We start from the raw sequence: 15,552 nt of genomic DNA on the forward strand, positions 1-15,552 counted from the left end.
AACGCCAGAGTCCTTGTCCGGTATTGTTTCGCCCGGCGGCATCCGTGTAAAGGTCTACCGGCCGGACGGGCCGCCCAGGTGGCTGTCGAAGAAGGCGACGACCCGCTGCAGGTACGCCTCCGGCGCCGTGGCGTAGGCCTTGACGTGCCCCGCCCCCTCCACCTCCCACAGTTCCACCGGCACCCCCGAGCGCTCGGCCACCAGGGCCAGCTGGCGGCTGTGGTGGGGGCCGATCACCGTGTCCGCGGTGCCGTGGATCAGCAGCAGGGGGGTGGTCGCCATCCGGGTCACGGCCTCCACGGGCCGCACCCGCTCGGGGTGGACGCCGGCCAGCGGGGGCAGCAGGGTGCGGATCAGCCAGTTGAAGGGAAACTCGGGCAAGCCGGTCCAGTGGGACAGGTTCTCCTCCAGGTAGGTGCGCAGGTCGGCGAAGGGCGCGTCGGCCACCACGGCCTGCACCGGTTCGGCCCCGCCCGCTGTGAGGATCGCCGTCACCGCCCCCATGGACCAGCCCAGCAGGCCCACCGCCTGGTCCGGGCCGTAGGTGGCGCGGACCCACTCCACCGCCGCGGCCAGGTCCTGCACCTCCTCCTGGCCCACGGTGGTGCGGTCGCCGCCCGAACTGCCGCTGTTCCGGAAGTCGAACATCAGGACGTTGAATCCCGCCCGGACCAGGGCCGCCGCCACGTCCAGGGCGGGCACGTCGTCCTGCAGCCGGTTCTTCCCGTAGCCGTGGGCGAAGACCACGGTCCGCGGCGCCACGCCGCCCGCCGCGGGGAGGAACCAGCCCTCGAGGCGGACGCCATCGCGGCTCGTGAAGGTCACGTCCTCAAAGGCCAGGCCGCGGCTGGAAGGGTCCGCCGTCACCGGCTCTCGCTCGGGGTGGATCAGGCCCAGGCCCACCTGCCAGGAAATCGCCACACAGGCTGCCGTGACCAGCACCAGGAACGCCGCCAGGCTCCACCCCAGCCACCGCCGCAGGCGAGGCCGGCGGCCCGTTCCGGCCCCTAGGTCCCCCAGGTTCCCTCTCACCCGCCATCCCCCGCTTGGCGTTCCAGCCGGTTGCCGGCCACGCCGGCGAGCCCGGCTGCCCACGAAGATCCGCCTTGCCAAAGCCATCGAACCAGCCAACGGGTTCGACCCGGGGGCGGAGACCACCTTCCAGCCTGCGGCAAGACACGCCAGCCGGCCGGGGTCGCCGGGGATTCCCCGGGGACACCCGGCCGGCGGAAGCGGAGCGCAAGCCTTGCGCTGGGGTCGCAAGGGGGCCACAGAGGCCACGGGATGATGCCCCACTCGGCGGCATGCAGCGGCCCCCTGCTTAGCGGGGTGTCGTGGGCGGCACCCCCCAGACGCGGCCCGCCCGGCGCCCCATCAACGCCCCATCAAGAGCAGGATCGTTCCGTTTGACGGGCCGCGTCCTTCCCGTGCATGCGATGCCTCCCTGCATCCCTCTATCGGGACGCGGCCGCCAGCCGCTCGGCCGGCAGGGTCAGCTGGGCGATGCGACCGGCCAGGTCGAGGAACGCCTTCGCCACGTGGCTCTCGGGCGCGTACAGCGCCACGGGCTTGCCGGCGTCGGCGGCCTCCCGCAGCTCCTCCTGGATGGGCAGCTGGCCCAGCAACTGCGTGTCCAGCTTCTCCGCCAGCTGCCGGCCGCCGCCCCGGCCGAAGATCTCGTGGCGCTCGCCGCAGTTCGAGCAAACCAGGTAGGACATGTTCTCGATGACGCCCAGCACCTCATGCTGCACCTTGCGGGCCATGATCCCCGTGCGCTGGGCCACGGTCACCGACGCGGGCTGCGGCGTGGTGACCACCACCACCTGGGCCCGCGGCAGCTTCTGCAGGATGCTCAGGGGCACGTCGCCGGTGCCGGGCGGCAGGTCGATCAGGAAGAAGTCCAGATCGTCCCACAGCACGTCGGCCAGGAACTGCTCGACGGCGCCCATCAGCATGGGACCGCGCCAGATCAGGGGCGTGTCGGCGTCGACGAAGAAGCCCATGGACATGACCTGCATGCCGTGGGCCGGGATCGGCACGATGGCCTTGTTGAAGGCCACGGGCTTGCGCCCCTCGATGCCCAGCATGCCGGGAATGCTGAAGCCGTAGATGTCGGCATCCAGCACGCCGACCTTGTAGCCCAAGGCATGGAGGGCGGCCGCCAGGTTGGCCGTCACCGTCGACTTGCCCACGCCGCCCTTGCCGCTGGAGATGGCCAGGATCACCGTCTGGGAGTCGTCGGCCATGATGCGCGACTTGGGCTGGCGGGGCTGCCGGAACTTCTCGATCAGCTGCTGCCGCTCCTCGTCGGTCATGGCCCCCAGGTGGACCACCGTCTCGGTCACCCCGGGGATGGCCTGGAGCTTGGCCTCCACGTCCTTCTTGATCTCGTACCGCAGCGGGCAGCCCCGCACCGTCAGGGCGATCTCCACTTCCACGCGGCCCCCGTCGATCTGGAGGTCGCGGACCATGTTCAGTTCGACCAGGTTGCGGTTCAGCTCGGGGTCCTTGACCTGCGCCAGGGCGCTGAGGACCTGTTCCCGCGTCACTTGGGACACGGTGCCGTCCCCCCTTTCTCCGTGCCTCCATTGTACCAGCCCCGGGGGCCCGCGCCCGCCGGCAGCCCGCCGAGGCCGTCCAACCGGAGCCCGGCGGGCACCGCGGGGGGCAGGGCCAAGCCCTTCCGGCCGGTCACCGGGGAACCCGCGGCGGGCGGCGGGCCCAGGGGCCGCGGTCCTCAGCCGACCCGGGCCCAACCGCGGTAGACCAGGCCGCGCCGGGCATCCACGGTGACGGTCTCGCCGTCCTGCAGGCGTTCCAGGGCACCCACCGCCCCCACGATGGTGGGGATGCCCCGGTGCAGGCCGACGATGGCCGCATGGGAGGTCAGCCCGCCCTCTTCGGTGATGAGAGCCCCCGCCTTCTCGATCAGGGGCATGAAGTCGCGGTCGGTGCTCAGGGCCACCAGCACCTCGCCGCCGTGGAAGGGACCCGCCGCCTCGGGGTCGCGCACGATGCGCACGGGCCCCGTATGGCTGCCCTGGCCGACGCCGGTTCCTCGCAGCACCGCCTGGCCCACGGTGTGGACCTGCAGCATGTTGGTGGTCCCCGGCTGGCCCACGGGCACCCCGGCGGTGATCACCACCAGGTCCCCCGGCCGGACGAACCCGCCCTCCACCGCACCCCGCATCGCTTCCTCCATCAGGCCGTCCACGTCGTGCTGAGGCGCGGTGACCAGGGCCCGCACGCCCCAGACCAGGCTGAGCTTGCGGGCCACCCGCTGGCTGGGGGTGACGGCCACGATGGGCTGGCGCGGCCGGTGGCGGGAGATCATCCGCGACGTGTAGCCCGACTGGGTGGCCGTCAGGATGGCCGCCGCCCCCAGATCTTCCGCGGCGGTGCAGGAGGCGTAGCTGACGGCGTCGGTCACCGTGCGGTGTTCCTCCCGACCGGTGCGGGCCAGCCGCTGGGCATAGTCCAGGGCGGCCTCCGTGCGGCGGGCGATGCGGGCCATGATCTCCACCGCCTCCACCGGATATTGCCCCGCCGCCGTCTCCGCCGAGAGCATGACCGCGTCGGTGCCGTCCAGGATGGCGTTGGCCACGTCGGTGCTCTCGGCCCGGGTGGGCCGCGGGTGGTGGACCATGGACTCCAGCATCTGGGTGGCGGTGATCACCGGCTTGCCCGCCCGGTTGGCCGCCTGGATGATCTGCTTTTGGAGGAGGGGGATGTCCTCGACGGGCAGCTCGACGCCCAGGTCGCCGCGGGCCACCATGATGCCGTCAGCGCTGGCCAGGATCTCGTCCAGCCGCTCCACGCCCAGCCGGTTCTCGATCTTGGCGATGACCCACTGGTCGCCGCCGGCTTCCTCGATCACCCGCCGCAGGGCGTGGACGTCGGCGGCGGAGCGCACGAAGGAGGCGGCGATGAAGTCGATGCCCAGCTCGATGCCCAGGCGCACGTCGGCCCGGTCCGCTTCGTTGAGGTAGGGCAGATCCAGGCTCTCGGCCGGCAGGGTGGCCTTCTTGCCCTGGAGCAGGCGGCCGCCGGCGTCCACCCGGCAGTACACGTAGACGCCGTCCGTCTCTTCCACGGTGAGCACAAGGTTGCCGTCGTCCAGCAGGATCCGGTCGCCGGGCCCCACGCTGGTGGCCACCCGGCTGTAGGAGACGGGGATCACGGGGCAGCCGGCCGGCGCCCGCCCCCCGGCTCCGGAGCCTTCCGAGCCCCCTGGCGCCTCCCCGCGCTCCGCCGCGACCAGGGCCACCCGCTGGCCGCCGGCCAGCTCCAGGGCGCCACCGGGCAGCGGGCCGACCCGCACCTCCGGTCCCCGGGTGTCGAACAGGATGCCCACGTCGCGGCGGCCCAGCTCGGCCGCCACCTGGCGCAGCATCTCCACCCTTCGCCGGTGGTCGTCCGCCGTGCCGTGGGAGAGATTGATCCGGGCCACGTCAAGGCCGGCCTCCAGCAGGCGGCGCAGCACCCAGGGGTCGTCGGTGGACGGGCCCAGGGTACAGACGATCTTGGTCCGCCGGTACTCCACGGGGATCACCTCGGTGACGCAAGAATCAAGGGGTCAGCGGGCCAGGACCTCGGCCAGCTCGATCCACCCCGCCGGCAGCGGGCGCGGCGTGGCGAGGACTTCCTCGATGGGGGTGGCGATCCAGCCGTCTCCGCGGACGCCCACCATGACGCCCGACCGGCCGCCGAGCAGGACCTCCACGGCCGCGGCGCCGAGGATGCTGGCGACCAGCCGGTCGCGGCCCGACGGCGTGCCCCCCCGCTGGATGTGCCCCAGGACCGTCACCCGGGTCTCCAGGCCCGTGCGCGCCTCGATGGCCTGGGCCACTTCGAAGCCGTGGGCGGCACCCTCCGCCACGACGATGATGCTGTGGCGCTTGCCGCGCTGGCGCCCGCGCAGGAGGCGCGCGCAGATGTCGTCCAGGTCGTAGGGTACCTCGGGGACCAGGATGGACTCGGCACCGCCGGCCAGGCCGGCCATCAGGGCGATCTGGCCGCTATGCCGCCCCATCACCTCGATGACGAAGGTCCGGCCGTGGGCAGTGGCCGTATCCCGCACCCGGTTGATGGCTTCCAGCACGGTGTTGACCGCCGTGTCAAAGCCGATGGTGACGTCGGTGCCGGCCAGGTCATTGTCGATGGTGGCGGGGATGCCGGCCACGGGGAAGCCGCGCCGGTGCAGGGCCAGCGCACCGCGCAGGGTGCCGTCGCCGCCGATGGCCACCAGGCCGTCGATGCCGTGCCGGCGCAGCTGTTCCAGGGCGCGCTCCTGGCCTTCCAGCGTGCGGAAGGCCTGGCTGCGCGCCGTGCGCAGGATGGTGCCCCCGCGGTGGATGATGTCGCCCACGGCGCGGTGGTCCAGCTCCTCCATACGCCCTTCGATCAGGCCGGCATAGCCTTCCTGCACGCCCACCGCCTGGCAGCCGCTGGCCAGGGCGCGCCGGACCACCGCGCGCACGGCCGCGTTCATCCCGGGCGCATCCCCGCCGCTGGTCAGAAGTGCGATGCGCTTCACGCCTTGCCCTCCCCCTGCCGGCCGGCAGCCGGCCGTACTCACCCTGCCCCTCGCCGACCGGCGTCGCCCTGACCCTTCCATGGTAGCGCAGCTTGTCCCGCGGCATCACAGCAACCCATTGCCGGACATGTCCCGTGTCGTGCCCGCCGACATTAGAGGCGGGGGTGAGCGGAGTGACGGTCGGCCTGAAGATGCAGCAGACGCTGGCCAGCGCCGAGAGCATCCTTGCCGATCTGAAGAGCTACCAGCTGGAGACCCAGGACCAGCAGGCCAAGCAGCTGTTCCGGGACCTGGCCAACCAGATGGAGCAGACCGTCAACGGCCTCAAGCAGCGGCTGCAGCAGATCCAGCAGCAGGAGCCCCAGTACAAGCAGAAATAACCGCCGGCCGTACCGTGGATCACGCCTCACCGCCCGCCCGCCGGTCCACCGGGCGGGCAAGACGGCACGCGGGAGCCCCGCCGGGCTCCCGCGCGCGCTTGCAGGGTGCGGATCGGTTCACCAGTGCCGGTCACCGGCCCAGCAGCTGTCCGACATAGCGAACCACCTCGTTGGCGCAAGCCGGGCAGTAGCCCTGGCGGTCGCACAGCCGCTGGACCACCTGGTTGATCCGCTTGAGCTGCTCCTCGTCGGGGTGGGCAGCCGAAGTGGTGATCTTCACCACGTTGCGCAGGTCGCTGAAGAGCTTCTTCTCGATGGCCTCCCGCAGCCGGTCGTGGGAGGTGTAGTCGAACTTCTGCCCGCGCCGGGCCAGCGCCGACAACCGCAGCAGGATCTCCTCCCGGAAGGCCTTCTTGGCGCTCTCGGGGACGCCGATCTGCTCTTCGATGGAACGCATCAGCTTCTCGTCGGGATCCCGCTCCTCCTCGGTGAGGGGATCGCGCAGCTTCGTCTTGTTGCAGAAGGCTTCGATATGGTCGAGGTAGTTGTTGAAGAGGTTGCGGGCCGTCTCCTCGAAGGAGTAGACAAAGGCCCGGTTCACCTCGTTCTTGGCGATCTCGTCGTACTCGCGCCGGGTCTCGTGGATCAGGTTGAGGTAGCGCTCCCGCTGCTCCCGCGTAAGCCCCGTGTGGTGATCCAGCCCATCCCGCAGGGCGCGCAGGGCGTTCAGGGGCCCCAGGCAACGGTTCTCCGCCCGGATCACGGCGCTGGACAGGCAGTTGATCACGAAGCGGGGGGAGACGCCGGTCATGCCCTCCCGCTCGGCCGCCTCCCGCATCTCCCGCACGTCCCGCGGGCTGAATCCTTCCACCGGCTGGCCGTCGTACAGGCGCAGCTTCTTCATCAGGGTCAGGTTGGGGTGCCTGGGCGGTTCCAGGCGCGTCAGGATGGCGAACATGGCCGCCACCTCCAGGGTGTGGGGCGCGACGTGCACGCCCTGGAGGTCGCTCTCCGCCAGGAGCTTGCGGTAGATCTTCACCTCCTCCGACAGGCGCAGGTTGTAGGGCACCTTGATCAGGATCATCCGGTCGATCAAGGCCTCGTTGCGCTCGTTCTTGACGAAGGCCTGGTACTCCGCCTCGTTGGTGTGGCCGATCACCACCTCGTCGGCGTAGATCATGGCGAAGCGGCCGGTCTTGATGGACTGCTCCTGGGAGAGGGTAAGAAGGGCGTAGAGGAACTCCGTCTGGGCCTTGAGCAGTTCCACGAACTCCATCAGGCCCCGGTTCGCCACGTTGAGCTCGCCGTCGAACCGGTAGGCCAGAGGATGGGACTCGGTGCCGTACTCGCCCACCGTGCTGAGGTCGATGGACCCCACCAGCTCGGCGATGTCCTGGGACTTCTCGTCGGACGGGGTGAAGGTGCCGATGCCCACCCGCTCCGCCTCGGAGAAGACGATGCGCTGGACGGGGAAGCGCTCGATGTCCCCGCCGTACTCCTCCTCCAGCCGGTAGCGGCAGACGGGGCACAGGCTGCCCTCGATGTGCACGCCCAGTTCCTCGCTGACCTGGGGCCGCAGGGAGTCGGGGATCAGGTGCAGCGGCTCCTCGTGCATGGGGCAACCCTTGAGGGCGTAGACCGCCCCCTCTTCCGTGCGGGTATAGCGCTCCAGCCCGCGCTTGAGCAGGGTGACGATGGTCGATTTGCCGCCGCCCACGGGCCCCATGAGGAGCAGGATGCGCTTGCGCACCTCCAGCCGCCGGGCCGCGGACTCCAGGTAGTCGTAGAGCTGGTTGAGCGGTTCCTCCAGGCCGAAGAGCTGGCCGTCGAAGAAGTGGATCTGCCGCGGCCGCCGCTCGCCGTCGCCGCCCTCTTCCGCCTCCGTCACCCCCGCCGCCCGCAGCATGTCGAAGAGCCGGGCGTGGCTCAGGCGGGCGACCTCCGGCCGCCGGCGCACGATGTCCAGGTACTCGGCAAAGGTCCCCTCCCAGCGCAGGCGGGCCTCCTCTTCCCGGTGGCGGCGGAGGAGCTCGTGCAGGTTCGTCCCCATGGTCACGCTCACCCCTTGTCTCCCCCGGGCACCGACAGGACCACGTCGTGCCCGCCGGCCCGGGTCTCCAGGTGGACGGGGCGCCGCCACAGGCGCTCCACCAGGGCCAGCGCCTGGCGGGCCTCATCCAGGTCCAGCTCGCGGCCGTCGAAGATATGCCGCAGAAGCAGCTCACCCCGGCCCCGGTAGTCGCCGTCCACCACGGCGATGAGCGGGAACCCGCCGCGGACGCGGCTCAAGACCAAAAGGTCCCGCACCCGGGCCCAGTCGTCCTCCACGATCACCCACTGGTCGCCCTGGCGGGCGTAAATGTACAGGTCGCAGGCTTCGGCCACCTGGCGGTCCAGGTGGTTGCGCAGGAAGGCCACGTCGTCCTCGGTTTCCAGGATGAACCGGGCCTCGTCCCAGCCCCGGGTGGCCAGGATCCGCTCCCAGGTGTGGTAGCCCACGGCGTAGGGATTGAACGCGAAGGGGGAGGAGGCCTGGATGGCCGCGTGGAGCCGGGCGAACTCGGTGTAGTCGCCGTCGGGCAGGTCCAGCCGGCGCAGGATGCGGCTGTGGGCGATGCAGGCCCAGCCCTCGTTCATCACCTTGGTCCGGATCTGGGGCCAGAAGTAGAGCCGCTCGGCGCGCACCATGGCCAAAAGGTCCCGCTCCCAGTCCTCCAGGTGGGGCGCGTGGTGCTGGATGAACAGCAGCACGTCCTCAAAGGGCTCCTCGGGGCGCAGGGGCGGGATCTCCTGCTCCTCTGCCAGCCACGGGTCGGCGTGGGGCTCCAGGGCCAGGGCGGCGTCCAGCACCCGCTCCACCGCCTCGACCCCGTGATCGTACTCGTAGCGGCGCACCCGCTCGGCGTGGACGGCCGCCAGGCCCGCCATCTCGCGGCCCGCCCGGCGGAAGAACACGTTGTGGTGGAAGAAGTCGGCATGGCCGGCCACGTGGGCGGCCACGAACAGGTTCTCGAACAGGCTGTTGCTCTCCAGCAGGAACGCCTGGCAGGGGTCGGCGTGGATCACCAGCTCGTAGATGCGGTGCAGACCGTAGTCGTGCCGGGTCTTCAGCAAGTGGTACGCCTTGCCGTGGCTCCAGTGGGTGAAGCGGCCGGGCAGGCCGTAGGCCGCCACCTCGTAGACCACGGGGGCCGGCACCACCTCGAAGTGGGTGGGCAGGGGGTCGAACCCCAGGTCCCGGGCCACGGCCCAGATGCGCTCCAGGTGGGGCAGGAGCCCCTCGGCCCCGGGGCCCGAGGCGGTGACGCCGGGACGGCTCATGGTCCCTCACCTCCCCCGCCGGACCCCGCGCCCGCTCCCGGGCCCGCGCCCAGGACGGCCCCGCCGGGCTGGGCGCGAAAGATGGCCTTCAAGGCGGGGTAGATGTCCTCCCGCCGGCTCATCTTCACCCGGACGAACCGGGGGTGGCGCACCCGCTCGAAGGCCGTCATCAGCGGGGAGCGGTAACCGCTCTCGTTGATCTCCCCGTAGGCGAAGAGGTTCGACAGGTCGGCCAGCTGCTGCGCCAGCTGGACGCACAGCCCGTTGTCGCTCTCCCCCCAGTTGTCGCCGTCGGAGAAGTGGATGGCGTAGATGTTCCAGCCGTCGGGCGGGTAGCGGCCGGTGACGATGTCCAGGGCCAGGCGGTATGCCGACGAGACCCGGGTGCCGCCGCTTTCGCCCAGGTGGAAGAAGCGCTCCTCGTCGACCTCCTGGGCCTCGGTGTGGTGGGTGATGAACACCCGCTCCACATCGGCGTAGCGGCTCTGGAGGAACCGGTTCATCCAGAAGAAGAAGGTCCGGGACGTCCACTTCTTGAACTCGCCCATGCTGCCCGAGACGTCCCGCATGGCGACCACCACGGCCCGGGCATGGGGCCGGGGGTCGTCCCGCCAACTGCGGTAGCGCAGGTCCTCGCGGCGGAAGGGGCCGAGCCGCGCCTCCCCCTGGCGGGCGTGGCGCTTGAGGTTCTCCTTCAGGGCGCGGCGCAGGTCGGCCCGGCTCAGGGGCCCGGCCCGGGCCACCTCGGTGAACCGCGGCCGCCGGGCGTCCAGGGCCGGCTGCCGGCGCGGCTTGAGGTCGGGAAGCTCCAGCTCCTCGAAGAAGATGGACTCCAGCTCGTCCAGGGTGACTTCCGTCTCGTAGTAGTCGGTTCCCGGCCCCTGGCCCGCCCCGTGGGGGTCGCCCTGCCCGCCCGGCTGGCCGGGCTGGCGGGCCAGCACGTCCCCCTTGCGGCTGCCGCCCCGCCCCTGCCCCACCTGGGGGTTGTCGGTCGTGCTGAAGCGGAACCGGTACTCCCGCAGGGAGCGCACGGGCACCTTGACCACCCGGCGGCCGTCGGTGGTCAGCAGGGAGTCGTCGGTGATCAGATCGGCCAGGTTCTCTCGGATGGCGGCGCGGACCTTTTCCTGGTGCCGCGCCTGGTCGACGGGCCCCTTGCGGTGCAGGGACCAGTCGATCACGCCCCGCGGCATGGACCTCACCCCCTCGCGGTATGTACGGGCCCCTTCCGGGCAGCGGCCGTTCGGTGGACGACCGGCGGGCTGCCGCCGCGCCGGTCCAGGCCAGCGGCGAGGGTGGGGGTTTTTCCGGATGTATGTGCCCGGGCGGTGGCGAATGCGGGCCGGACAATCCAGATCCTGGGCGTCCCGGACCGCCCGGGGTCGCCCGGGGCCGTTATGTAGGCGGGGCTCGTCGTGGGAGGAAGAACCGGCCGGCGAGGGTGGAAATCCCAGGGGGTTCGTCCCGGGGGCATCTGGGGACGGACGGAGCCGGAACCCGTGCTCCCGCGCCACCGGTCCCCCGTCTTGCGTCCCGGGGCGGGGGGTTCTGCACCGCGGGCCGGCCACCGGCGCCCCGGCCACCCCGGGGCCCGGCACGGGAGCCGCGCGGGCCCGTGGCGTCCTGCTCCCGGGGGCCCGGCACCGGGACCCCGTGGGCCGGCGGCGTCCTACGGCAGTGTATGCACGGGCCGCGACGTTGCTCTTAGGTAGCTGCTCTAAGTCCAGCGGTCCCGGACGCCGTCCGGGCCGACCACCAGCCAGAAGTTGTCGATCAGCCGGGTGGTGCCCAGGCGGGCGGCCACCAGCAGCAGCACCTCGCCCTCCACCGGATCGGCGGGCTCCAGGGTCTCCGCGGCGACGGCGGCCGCGTACTCGGGTTCAACCAGGGGCTCGGCGGCCAGGACGGCCTCCATGGCCGCCACCACCCGGTCCCGGCGTCGCTCCCCGGCTTCCAGAAGGCGGCGGGCTGCCGCGAGCGACCGGTAAAGGACCGGAGCCGCCCGGCGCTGCCCGGCATCCAGGTAGACGTTCCGGGAGCTCATGGCCAGGCCGTCGGGCTCCCGCACCGTGGGGCAGACCACCACCTCCAGGGAAAAATCCAGGTCCGCCACCATGCGCCGGATGATGACGGCCTGCTGGGCGTCCTTTTGCCCGAAGTAGGCGCGGTCGGGCTGGACCAGGTGGAAGAGCTTGGTCACCACGGTGACCACGCCGCGGAAGTGACCCGGCCGCCGGGCCCCTTCCCAGCGGCGGGCCAGGTCTCCCACATCGACGTAGACCCCCGGCTCGCCCCGAGGGTACATGGTCTCCACCGCGGGGTGGAACAGCAGGTCGGCTCCGGCCTGGGCGGCCAGTTCCCGGTCCCGCTCCAGGTCGCGGGGGTAGCGGGCGAAGTCCTCGTGGGGGCCGAACTGCAGCGGGTTGACGAACACGCTCACCACCACCCGGCGGCACTCCGCCCGGGCCCGGCGGATCAAGGAGAGGTGCCCGTCGTGGAGGTAGCCCATGGTGGGGACGAAGCCCACCCGGCCCCCGGGGTCTTCCCGGCGCCAGCGGGCGATGTGCTGCCGCAACGTGGTGATGTCCTGCACCAGTTCCATGGGGGTCCCTCCTCCCGGTGGCTGCCGGGTGCGATCCGGGCGCGCCGCTGCCGGGCGCCGCAGGGCGGAGCCTGGCGGCCCGCCGGTCGCGTCGCGGGCACGGGATCCGGGCGAGCGCCTACCGGTCCCCGTAGGGCGCATCGGCAGGCGCATCGCCGGACGAGGCATCCCCGGCCGGACGGCCGCCCCAGGGCGCCTCCCCGGCCGGACCGGCAGGGGCGGGTGACCGGGAACCCCCGGGACCGGCCGGGGCACCGGCCGCGTCGCCGGCCCGGGACCCGGCCTCCCCCGCCGCCATGTGGTAGCTGTGCTCGTCCGTGGGGAAGGCACGCGCCCGCACGTCGGCGGCGTAACGCTGCAGGGCCTCCAGGGCGATCTGCCCCAGCTCGGCATACCGCCGGGCGAAGCGGGGGACGCGGCCCTGGGTCAGGCCCAGCAGGTCGTGGAGCACCAGCACCTGGCCGTCGCAGTCCGGCCCGGCCCCGATGCCGATGGTGGGGATCCGCAGCCGGCGGCTGATGGCCGCGGCCAGTTCCCGGGGCACCATCTCCAGCACCAGGGCGAAGGCCCCCGCCTGCTCAAGGGCGACGGCATCGTCGAGAAGCTGCCGGGCCTCGGCCTCGTCCCGGCCCTGGACCCGGTAGCCGCCCAGGGCATGCACCCGCTGGGGCAGCAGGCCCAGGTGACCCACCACGGGGATGCCCGCGCCGGTCAGGCGGTGGACCACTTCCAGCACGCGGCCGGCCCCCTCCAGCTTCACGGCCTCGGCACCCCCTTCCTGCACCAGGCGCCCCGCGGCGCGCAGCGCGTCGTCCACGGAGAGGTGGAAGGTCAGGAAGGGCATGTCGGCCACCAGCAAGGCTCGTTCCACGCCCCGGCGCGCCGCCCGGGTGTGGTGCACCATCTCGTCCAGGGTGACGAACACGGTGGCCGGGTAGCCCAGCACCACGTTGCCCAGGGAATCGCCCACCAGGATCATGTCCACGCCGGCGGCGTCGGCCAGCCGGGCGAAGGGGTAGTCGTAGGCCGTGACCATGACCACCGGCCGGCCCTGTTCCTTGTACTCGAGGACGGTGCGCACCGTAACCCGCGACGCCATGATGCTTCCCCCCACGGGATGGCCCTCGGGATGCGGGCGGGCCGGGTTCCGGCCCGGACCGCTCACCGGCCGGCCCCCTCCCCGCCCGCCCCCAGCAGGCGGGCGATGTCTTCAAGGCCTGCCGGCGGGTCCCCGGGTCGGGCCGAGGCGGCGGCCAGAACCAGCGTGGCCGCCAGCCGGTAACGACCCGCGGGCCCGGGATCGAAGGCGCCCAGCCCGCCGCCCGTTCCAGCTCCGCCGGCCAGTGCCTCCAGGTGGCGCTGCACCGTGGCCGCGTCTCCCCGCACGATGGGGCCCGTCAGGGCCGCCAGCGGTCCCCTCTCCGCCGCCGCCTCCAGCGCCGCCCGCGCCAGGGCCTCCAGGGGACCCCAGGAGGAACCGGCGGCCGTGGTGGAACCGGGTCCCGCCCCGGGTCCGGGGTCCCGGCCGGCGGCGACCCGGGCGGCCATCGCCATGCCGGGGTACCCCGACAGGCGGAGCAGTTCCCGGGCGGCCCAGAGCAGGGCGGTCACCCCGTTGGCCGCCAGGGTGGCGGCGGCGTGGTACAGGGCCAGCTGCCGGGCCGTGGCGCCGGGCCAGAGGACCGGCGTGGCGCCCAGCCCCCGGGCCAGAACCGGGCCCACCGGGGCCCGGTTCTGGCCCGGGTCGTACACCACCGTGGCGTACCCCCCTGCCAGGTGGTCCCGCCCGGCGGCGGGACCACCTGGCAGGGGCAGCAGGGGATGGAACACCTCGGTGGCCAGGCCCAGCCGAGCCAGGGGCGCCAGGGGCTCCAGCCCCAGGGCGCCGCTCAGGTGCAGGGCGTAGCGGGGCCGGCAGGCCTCGGGCACGGCCTCCAGCCGGCCTGCCAGCCGGGCGGCCGCCTCCGCCACCGCCCGGTCGGCCACGGCCAGGACCACCACGGGCGGCCAGGGACCGGGGAGCCCCTCCGCCAGCAGTCGCTGCCAGCCGATGGTCCGGGCGCCCACCTGCGCCGCCAGCCGGCGGGCCGGCTCGTCCCGGCGGCCGGTCACCCACGCCACCGGCCCGCCCGCCCGGTGCCAGGCCAGGGCCAGGCTGGAACCGGCCCGCCCCGGGCCGGCCAGCAGGATGGCCGGGGCCGGGGGTCCCCCTGGCTCCTCCACCGGTACCCCAACCCCCGCTGCTCCGGACGGCCCCGGTGTACCGGAAGGTGCAAGGGGCGGCTCGGGGCGGGGCACCCCGTGCTCCCCGCCCGGTTCGGGCCCGCCTTGCCCGCGGGGCCCGGCCGGCCCGTCCGGGGGGTATTCCACCCCCGGCTCCCCGTGCCGCGTGCCGCTGAACCGCGCCCCGGAGCCCATCCCGTGGCCTTCCCGCGGGTGTTGCCCCTCCCGTTCCACCGCGCGCCCCTCCCGCCGGCCCCGGTTCGGCGACCGTTGCGCCCGCCGCCGCCGGCGGCCGGCTGGTGCTACGTTACCGGACCCCGCCGGGCCGGCGCTGCCGGCACCCTCCTTACTGGCCGCCCAGGGGGCCATGCGCCCCCGCCGCCCCGCAAGCCGCAAGCCCCCGGCCGTCCCGAGAAGCCGGCCGGGCTTCCACGCCCCGCCCCCAGCCTCCGGCGGCCGGCCCGACCTCCCGGCCCCCGGCGGATTCCGCGAGGGCGGCTGGTGCCCATTTCCCCGCCCGGCCCGGGTTCCCTCCTGCGGGCCGGGCCCGGGTTCCTTCCGGCCGGCCCGGGCCGCGCCGCCGCGGCAGGCCCGGGCCGGGGCCCCGTCCCGGCAGCCGGGGCCGGCGCCACGGTCCGGCCCCGGCTGCGACAGGGCTCACCCGAGCAGCATCAGGGCTCGTTGTGGGCGATCCGCGCCGCGGCAGCCGCCGCCACGCCGGCCACCAGGTCGTCCAGGAACGTCTGCACCCGCCCCTGGCTCTTCTCGTTGTTGAGCCGCTCGATGACCCCCAGCTTCACCTTGTCCAGGTAGCCGAAGTTGGTGAGCCCGATGGACCCGTACACGTTGGTGATGGCCAGGGCCAGGACCTCGTCCACGCCGTAGAGCGGCTCGTCGGTGCGCAGGATGGACAGCAGCGGCTCCTCCAGCAGCCCCTGCTCCGCCGCCTCGTCCAGGGCGATGCCCGTCAGCAGGGCGTGCTGGACCTCCCGCTTGGCGATCACCGCTTCCACGCTGGCCAGGCACTGCTCCAGGGTGATGCCCGGCACGTACTTCTCCTGGATGGCCAGGACGATCTCCGCGATGTCCCGCAGGGTGACCCCGCGCCGCTCCAGGCGGCGGATCACCTCGGCCCGGTGGTCCACCCGCAGGCGGACCGGCTCGGAGACCTTTGGCGCCCTTTCGGCCAACCCGACCCCTCCTCCCCGCTTCCTCCCTCGCCCGATCGCTGCCTATCGCTGCTCCGCGCAAACTGCTGTCCGTGGCAACCGCTGTCCGTGGAACTGGGCCCCCCCTTGCCTCACTGCTGCCGGCCTCCATTGTCGCCGGAGGCGGAGACCGTCCCGGGGGACCGCTCCGGCCGGCCCCCGCCCGGGGGCCGCGGCGAAGGGGCAGGACCGTGCCCCATGCCCGGATCCCCTCACCAGCGGACCGCACCCGCCATGCCGCCGGCGGCCAGCCACCTCCCATGTCGCCGGCCGGCCCGCGAT

At 73.0% G+C, this 15,552-nt stretch carries 12 protein-coding genes; 1 reads left to right on the forward strand and 11 read right to left on the reverse strand.

What is annotated here, in order from left to right:
* Positions 1 to 54: 54 nt before the first annotated feature.
* From THESUDRAFT_RS08950 to pfkA, 4 genes are all read right to left on the reverse strand, one after another.
* Entirely contained in the window at positions 55 to 1,032 is a 978-nt protein-coding gene (locus THESUDRAFT_RS08950) for an alpha/beta hydrolase (RefSeq protein ID WP_006904458.1), read from the reverse strand.
* A gap of 422 nt (positions 1,033 to 1,454) precedes the next feature.
* Positions 1,455 to 2,558 (reverse strand): Mrp/NBP35 family ATP-binding protein, encoded by a 1,104-nt coding sequence (locus THESUDRAFT_RS08955; protein WP_006904459.1) that lies wholly within the window; start codon positions 2,556 to 2,558, stop codon positions 1,455 to 1,457.
* Between the two features lie 179 nt (positions 2,559 to 2,737).
* Positions 2,738 to 4,543, reverse strand: coding sequence for a pyruvate kinase (gene pyk, locus THESUDRAFT_RS08960; protein ID WP_006904460.1), 1,806 nt, complete (start codon positions 4,541 to 4,543; stop codon positions 2,738 to 2,740).
* A 33-nt stretch (positions 4,544 to 4,576) separates the two neighbouring features.
* A complete protein-coding gene (pfkA, locus tag THESUDRAFT_RS08965) occupies positions 4,577 to 5,536 on the reverse strand; it encodes a 6-phosphofructokinase (protein WP_006904461.1) in 960 nt (319 codons plus the stop codon).
* Between the two features lie 173 nt (positions 5,537 to 5,709).
* On the opposite strand from pfkA, the gene THESUDRAFT_RS08970 reads away from it, so the two are divergent.
* The gene (locus tag THESUDRAFT_RS08970) at positions 5,710 to 5,916 is read left to right on the forward strand and encodes a DUF1657 domain-containing protein (protein ID WP_040826433.1); all 207 of its coding nucleotides are present in this window, start codon (positions 5,710 to 5,712) and stop codon (positions 5,914 to 5,916) included.
* 130 nt (positions 5,917 to 6,046) lie between these two features.
* On the opposite strand, the gene THESUDRAFT_RS08975 is transcribed toward THESUDRAFT_RS08970, so the two are convergent.
* The 7 genes from THESUDRAFT_RS08975 to THESUDRAFT_RS09005 form a co-directional block, all read right to left on the reverse strand.
* On the reverse strand, positions 6,047 to 7,966 hold the full coding sequence (locus THESUDRAFT_RS08975) for a PrkA family serine protein kinase (RefSeq protein WP_040827461.1): 1,920 nt from the start codon (positions 7,964 to 7,966) through the stop codon (positions 6,047 to 6,049).
* Positions 7,967 to 7,974: 8 nt separating this feature from the next.
* Complete coding sequence (locus THESUDRAFT_RS08980; RefSeq protein ID WP_006904465.1) at positions 7,975 to 9,237, reverse strand: SpoVR family protein; 1,263 nt, start codon at positions 9,235 to 9,237, stop codon at positions 7,975 to 7,977.
* Complete coding sequence (yhbH, locus tag THESUDRAFT_RS08985; protein ID WP_006904466.1) at positions 9,234 to 10,430, reverse strand: sporulation protein YhbH; 1,197 nt, start codon at positions 10,428 to 10,430, stop codon at positions 9,234 to 9,236. Before yhbH ends, THESUDRAFT_RS08980 begins: the two co-directional genes overlap by 4 nt.
* Before the next feature lie 524 nt (positions 10,431 to 10,954).
* The gene (gene panC, locus THESUDRAFT_RS08990; RefSeq protein ID WP_006904467.1) at positions 10,955 to 11,839 is read right to left on the reverse strand and encodes a pantoate--beta-alanine ligase; all 885 of its coding nucleotides are present in this window, start codon (positions 11,837 to 11,839) and stop codon (positions 10,955 to 10,957) included.
* A 118-nt stretch (positions 11,840 to 11,957) separates the two neighbouring features.
* A complete protein-coding gene (gene panB / locus THESUDRAFT_RS08995) occupies positions 11,958 to 12,938 on the reverse strand; it encodes a 3-methyl-2-oxobutanoate hydroxymethyltransferase (RefSeq protein WP_341349091.1) in 981 nt (326 codons plus the stop codon).
* Positions 12,939 to 13,000: 62 nt separating this feature from the next.
* Positions 13,001 to 14,062, reverse strand: a complete 1,062-nt coding sequence (locus THESUDRAFT_RS14650; RefSeq protein ID WP_278199619.1) for a DUF2520 domain-containing protein — start codon at positions 14,060 to 14,062, stop codon at positions 13,001 to 13,003.
* 671 nt (positions 14,063 to 14,733) lie between these two features.
* Positions 14,734 to 15,252 (reverse strand): phosphatidylglycerophosphatase A family protein, encoded by a 519-nt coding sequence (locus THESUDRAFT_RS09005; protein ID WP_006904470.1) that lies wholly within the window; start codon positions 15,250 to 15,252, stop codon positions 14,734 to 14,736.
* Positions 15,253 to 15,552 lie beyond the last annotated feature (300 nt).

It is taken from the genome of Thermaerobacter subterraneus DSM 13965, from assembly GCF_000183545.2.
GTDB classification, from domain to species: domain Bacteria; phylum Bacillota; class Sulfobacillia; order Thermaerobacterales; family Thermaerobacteraceae; genus Thermaerobacter; species Thermaerobacter subterraneus.

Bases quoted from the DNA above. Each gene is read 5' to 3' on its own strand.
- THESUDRAFT_RS08975 (WP_040827461.1), bottom strand. From the start codon at position 7,966: ATGGGGACGAACCTGCACGAGCTCCTCCGCCGCCACCGGGAAGAGGAG.
- THESUDRAFT_RS08980 (WP_006904465.1), bottom strand. From the start codon at position 9,237: ATGAGCCGTCCCGGCGTCACCGCCTCGGGCCCCGGGGCCGAGGGGCTC.
- yhbH (WP_006904466.1), bottom strand. From the start codon at position 10,430: ATGCCGCGGGGCGTGATCGACTGGTCCCTGCACCGCAAGGGGCCCGTC.
- panC (WP_006904467.1), bottom strand. From the start codon at position 11,839: ATGGAACTGGTGCAGGACATCACCACGTTGCGGCAGCACATCGCCCGC.
- panB (WP_341349091.1), bottom strand. From the start codon at position 12,938: ATGGCGTCGCGGGTTACGGTGCGCACCGTCCTCGAGTACAAGGAACAG.